The following is a 5,766-nucleotide window of genomic DNA, read 5'->3' as shown; positions in this document are numbered from 1 at the left end:
CGTGGATGAGGCGAGCGAGGAGATTCTCATAGACAACATCCGGTCGCCCAACGGCAACCACAACGGCGGGGACCTGCACTTCGGCAGCGACGGCAACCTCTACGTGAGCGTCGGCGACGGCGGCTGCGACTACGCCGAGAAGACCAGGTGCCAGTACGAGAACGACGCCTCCCGCGACCGGCACGTCCTGCTCGGCAAGATCCTCAGGATCACGCCCGATGGCTCCATACCCGAGGGCAACCCATACACGGGCCCGGACAGCGCCCGCTGCAATACGAACGGAAGCACCCCGAGCGCCAACAACTGCCAGGAGACCTACGCGTCGGGCTTCAGGAACCCCTTCCGCTTCGCCATCGACCCCGACGCCGCGGGCGCGCCCAAGCTCTTCGTCAACGACGTCGGCGGCCAGCGGTGGGAGGAGGTCGATAACGTGAGGGCCGGCGAGGACTACGGCTGGAACATCTGCGAGGGGCACGCCGACAACCCCTACAGAGCAGGGAGTACCGACTGCGACGGCGCCCAGCTCACCGGTCCCATCCATCAGTACAACCACAACACCGGGTGCGAGTCCGTGACCGCCGGCACGTTCGTCCCCGACGGCACCAACTGGCCCGCCAAGTACAAGGACGCCTACCTCTTCGGCGACTTCGTGTGTGGCAAGATGTTCTCCCTCACGCCGAAGAGCGGCGGGGACTTCGAGAAGGAGATCTTCGCGGGCGGGCTCAGGTTGCGCAGCCCGGTCGCGATGGACTTCGGTCCCTACAAGAACGGCCAGGCCCTCTACTACGCCACCTTCGAGGACGGCGGCATGATCCGGCGCATAGCCTTCACCGACGGCCCGAGCGCCGAGGTCGAGACGGTGGGGAACAACTACGGCCCGCTGACGATGGCCTTCGACGCCTCCAAGAGCACGACCCCTTCCAGCAACGAGATAGTGGAGTACGTCTGGGACTTCGGCGACGGCAAGCCGAGGGAGACCACCAGCGACCCGGCAGTAGGGCACACCTACGATCAGCGCGGGAAGTACACCGCGACGGTGACCGTGCGTGACAGCGCGGGGAACGTCTCCGACCCCGCGAAGATCGACGTCTTCCCCGGCGACGAGCCGCCCGCGCCGACCATAGACGGCCTGACCGAGGCGCAGATCCAGCCCGCCGAGGCGCAGGCCCAGGCCGAGGCGGACGCCTTCAGGGTGGGCGCGGACTACACGGCGACCGGCTCCGCGACCGACCCCGACGGTGACGCCCCCGTCGAGATGACGTGGGAGGTCGTCCAGCGCCACGACAACAACCACGAGCACCCGCTGGAGAACGCGACCGGTGGGAGCGTGTCGTTCTCCGGCCCCAAGCCCGAGGGCCTGTACTCCACGAACCCCGACGAGAACTCTGTCGAGGTCCGGCTGACGGCCACCGACGCCCTCGGCCTCTCGAAGACGGTCATCCGAAGGCTGCCCCCGCGCACGACGGAGCTCGCCTTCAAGACGGTGCCGGCCGGCCTCAGGCTGAACATAGCGGGGGAGCGCGTCTCGACCTCGCAGACGCCGACGGTTACCTCCTGGGAGGGTTACGAGCTGAACGTCTTCGCGCCGCGTCAGCGGAAGGACGGCCGCATCTACGCCTTCCAGTCCTGGTCCGACGGCGGGACCGCCGCCGGGCGGGTCATCGAGACGCCCGAGGAGCCGACAGAGTACACGGCGACGTACAGAAAGCTGCGGCGTTGAGGCCCTTCGGCCCCACCGCGGGCGCTTCGGACGAAGGCCGGCGGGGACGGGGGCGCCCGCGCGCGTTCCTCTCACGGTAGCCCTGGCCCTGGTGGTGGGCCTGCTCGCCTGCTGCCTGTACGCGCGGCCCGGCGTGGCCCTGCCCGCCGACGTGCGCGCCGGCTTCGAGGATGAGCCGGTGGTGGACGTGCCCCTGCCGACGGCGCTGGACTTCGCCCCCGACGGGCGCGCCCGGACAATCCCGACGCCGAAGAGGCGGGCGACCGCTGCAACCTGGCGGGGCGCACCGCGCGCGGCAACGACTGCCAGGAGACCTACCTCAAGGGCTTCAGGAACCCCTTCCGCTTCGCCGTGGACCCCGACGCAGCCGAGACGCGCCTCTTCGTCAACGACGTGGGCGGGAAGCGGTGGGAGGAGATCGACGAGGCCGTGGTGGGCCCTGAGGGCGCCGGCAACGATTATGGCTGGAACGTCTGCGAGGGCGACCACGACAACCCCTACCGCAGCGGCCGGGCGGACTGCTCGGGGAGCAGGTTTACGGGCCCCATCCACGAGTACAACCACAACACGGGGTGCGAATCGTTGACGGGGGGAGCCTTCGTGCCCGACGGCGCCTTCTCCGGGGGGTACGACGACTCTTACCTGTTCGGTGACTACGTGTGCGGCAAGATCTTCGAGCTAACGCCCAACGGCACGGGCGGCTACGATCGCGCCGAGTTCGCCGCCGAACTCGGACCTGGCGGTCCGATCGCCCTCGACTTCGGTCCAGACGGGGCGGACGGGCGCTGTACTACACGACGTTCGCCGGGGGCGGACAGGAGGTGCCCGGGCAGGTGCGCCGCATCGCCCAGGTCGCCGGCTAGGACGGTTGGCAGGGCCCCGGGACCTCCCTACGGGGCTCTCGACGCCCGGCGCGGGGTCGAAAAGTCGGACGCCGGGAACCGGGGCCGAAGCCCGGGGTGAGCCGATGGCGGGGAGATTTTGCGGGTCGGCCGCGCTCTTGCGGGGGTCTTTGCGCGGCTCGCGGCGTTCGTGGCCGGGGTAAATTTTGTATAGTGGCCGGCGAGACCACGCACAAGAGGACGTAGTTTTTGAGCGAGCAGTTGATCATCGCCGGCTTTCACCGCAGCGGGACCTCCGCCACGGCCCAGCTCCTGCAGAGGGCCGGGCTGTTCCTGGGCTACGAGCTGCTCGACGCGCTACCCTCCAACCCGTACGGCCACTTCGAAGATAAGGAGGTGGTCACCTTCCACAGCCAGCTGCTCGCCGACAACGAGCAGACCTGGATGGTCGGGGAGCCGCTCCTGCCGGTGATAGGGCCCCAGAGGTGGCAGAGGATGCGCGCCATGATAGAGCGCCGCAACTCCGAGCACAGGCTGTGGGGGTTCAAGGACCCGCGGGTGTGCCTCTTCCTGCCGGCGTGGAAGTACCTGTTGCCCGACGCGAAGGTACTCATCGTCTACCGGCACTTCTCGGCCTCCACGCGCTCGCTGGGACAGCGCCACTCCAGCGACCTTTTCGAGGGCAGGGGCAGCGAGCCCTTGCACCGGCGGTTCTTCAGGGATCCTGATTTAGCGCTGCGTATGTGGTTGGTGCATAACAAGGCGTTGCTCAGGTTCGCCCGCGCCTACCCCGGGGACACCCTCACCGTCTCGGTGGACATGATTCGAGAGGGTTTCCCGCTCTGCTGGGCATTGAACCGCAGGTGGCAGCTCAGCCTGGATGATGTACCGACGGGTGAAGTATTCGACTCGAGCGTGACCACCGGGCGACCAACCGAAAAACAGCCCGTATCGGACCGGAGGCTGATAGGCGACATAAACGCGACGTGGCGGGCACTTGAGGGTCTCAGCCGCAGGACGGAGAGGCTGCTAGAGAGGGGGACGACGCTTGTCGGAGAATGACTTCTATACGCCGACCAAAATCGACTTGTTGAGGATGGAGAACGAGCTTCTGACCTTCGAGGTACGCTTTCTCAAGGCCCGTCTGGCCGGGTCGGCGCGGGGCCAGGACTCCGCGTCTACCGGCCTGCCCACCATGAGCCGGCTGGTGCACCTCGAGGAGGCGGAGAACGACCTCGTGCTGTTGGTGAGACGCCTGGGTTCCAGCCCGCTCGGCCCGATCCTACGTCGCAGTGCCAACTTCAGAACCCTCGAGGAGCGCTACGTGCGCCCGCCTGCGGACCGGTCCATGACGCCGCCGGAGCGGACGGCCTACCTCGAAGGCGCCGAGAAGGACCTCGTACTCTTGCTCAGGCGCCTCAGCAGGCCACCGTTCGGGACGATGCTCCGGCGTCGGCCGAGCTTCCGGACCCTAGAGCAACGCTACCTGTAGGCGCCGTAGACTAGAGGATGGATCTGATCTCCAAGAACACCGAAACCGCATCCTGGACGGCCTTGTACGCCGGGCGCTTCTACGACCGCATCGCGGGCGCGGATCTGCCTGGTGAGCCTAACATCCTCGACGACTGGGATGTGATCTCCACGCGGTTGGATGCCGCGTTGGAAAGGACGAGCACCCTCGCCGTGCTGGACCTGTTCTCGTTCCCGTACGAAGCTATGCGGGGCGTCCGCGGCGATGTGCCGCTGGTCCTTGTACTCCCCGAGGGGCTCGACGCGGAGTTCTTGATTGACGTGTTCGGCGCGGCGGCCTTTGAGCGGCTCAGTTTCTTCGACCGCGTCGCGACCGGGAACGACGCGCTCTGGGAGCAGCTACGCCGACGATACGGGTGGGCCGCGGGCCAGCGGATCGTGATTGGGGGCAGCCACCTGGAGGAGGTGGCAGAAGAGGTAGGGGGCCTTCTCGAGGCTGAGGCCGCGCCTCCGGACTTCTCCGGCGAAGAGGAGTACAAAGCAACCAGCTACTGGAGCGAGCGCGGGGACGCATTAGCAAACCTCTCGCCACATCGGGCGATCTGCAGTGTGCGTCACGACCTGAGGTTCAACAAGGCCATGCACCGGGTGCAGGCTGCCGCGCTCGAGCCTCAGTTCGCTGTCGCGCGCGGGAACCGCGCCGAGAGCGTCCCGTTCACCGTCCTGGAGGTCGGGGCCGGGATCGGGCGCTGGGCGGCGAGCTTCGACCTGACCAAGACCCGTTTCTGCGGGGTGGATATCAGCGAGGGCATGGTTCGCGCCGCCCGCGCCAACTTCCCCGGTGGCCATTTCGATCCCGTAGGGGAAGACCTGATCCTCCACTACGACGACGAGAGTTTCGACCTGACTTACAGCGTCACGGTCATGCACCACAATCCCACGCCGTCTAAGCGCACTCTGCTCTCCGAGATGTGGCGAGTTACCCGTCCCGGCGGGCGATTGATTTTTCAGGAGGATTTTGTCACCGGCAAGAGGTTGGCCTCATCCACGGTCTATCCCATGTCGATCATGAAGTTTGTAGATTTGCTCCTCGAAGCGACGTCTGGGCAAGTCGTCCTGGAGCACGTGGAGTCGCTGCACTACCCGCACGACGACCTGGTCAGGGGCGGCCTGCTCTCTCTCTCCAGGCTAGGGGTGCCGAAGACGTGGTGAGCGGCGCGGGCGAGAAGGTCTTCATCCTCTCCAACGACATCGTTCCGAGCCTTGGTATGCCGGTGGCCGCCCCTGGCCTGCGGGTCTTCGGACTCGCCGAGGGGCTGCGGGCGAACGGTGCGCGGGTCAAGACGCTCGTCGTCAAGGGGTTCGTCGAGCGCCAGTGGGCGCGGTTCGGCCGGTCTGTGCCGCACCCGACCGCCCCAGACACCGAGGTCATAGGGGCGGGTAGGCTGAGCCGGTATCTGCAGACCAATGCCCCGGCAACGGTGATCATCGTCAACAGCAACCAGGTGGACAACCTCAAGCCCATCCCCGGCATCAGGTACGTTATGGATTTTTTTGCGCCGAAGATGCTGGAGATGCTCTACCATCACAGTGGGGAGTACCCGGGGGAGGAGATAAAGACGCTCAGGCAGCGCAAGATCCGGGCGATAAAGCTGGCCGACGCCTTTATCGTGAACGGCGCGAAGAAGCTCCCCTATTTTCTGGCCTGGATGCTTCAGGCCGACCGCGACGTCC

At 66.6% G+C, this 5,766-nt stretch carries 6 protein-coding genes; all 6 read left to right on the top strand.

The features are described 5' to 3' along the window. The coding region (locus QZX79_RS16670) for a PQQ-dependent sugar dehydrogenase (protein ID WP_294570043.1) at window positions 1-1,720 on the top strand (1,720 nt) is incomplete at its 5' end. 351 nt (window positions 1,721-2,071) lie between these two features. Next, complete coding sequence (locus tag QZX79_RS16665) at window positions 2,072-2,683, top strand: hypothetical protein (RefSeq protein WP_294570041.1); 612 nt, start codon at window positions 2,072-2,074, stop codon at window positions 2,681-2,683. Between the two features lie 128 nt (window positions 2,684-2,811). Next, window positions 2,812-3,624, top strand: coding sequence for a hypothetical protein (locus QZX79_RS16660; RefSeq protein WP_294570039.1), 813 nt, complete (start codon window positions 2,812-2,814; stop codon window positions 3,622-3,624). Between the two features lie 34 nt (window positions 3,625-3,658). After that, window positions 3,659-4,054, top strand: coding sequence for a hypothetical protein (locus QZX79_RS16655; RefSeq protein ID WP_294570037.1), 396 nt, complete (start codon window positions 3,659-3,661; stop codon window positions 4,052-4,054). Window positions 4,055-4,071: 17 nt separating this feature from the next. Continuing rightward, complete coding sequence (locus QZX79_RS16650) at window positions 4,072-5,244, top strand: class I SAM-dependent methyltransferase (protein ID WP_294570035.1); 1,173 nt, start codon at window positions 4,072-4,074, stop codon at window positions 5,242-5,244. Continuing rightward, on the top strand, window positions 5,241-5,766 hold a 526-nt coding region (locus QZX79_RS16645), incomplete at its 3' end, for a hypothetical protein (protein ID WP_294570032.1). The genes QZX79_RS16650 and QZX79_RS16645, both read left to right, overlap by 4 nt.

This window comes from uncultured Arthrobacter sp. (genome assembly GCF_902805515.1).
Classification (GTDB): domain Bacteria; phylum Actinomycetota; class Actinomycetes; order Actinomycetales; family Micrococcaceae; genus Arthrobacter_D.
Note: the sequence above shows the minus strand (reverse complement) of the source record. Positions and strands in the feature narration are given on the sequence as shown.

Excerpts from the sequence above, each read along its gene's own strand:
- QZX79_RS16650 (WP_294570035.1), top strand. The coding sequence starts at position 4,072 with ATGGATCTGATCTCCAAGAACACCGAAACCGCATCCTGGACGGCCTTG.
- QZX79_RS16655 (WP_294570037.1), top strand. The coding sequence starts at position 3,659 with ATGGAGAACGAGCTTCTGACCTTCGAGGTACGCTTTCTCAAGGCCCGT.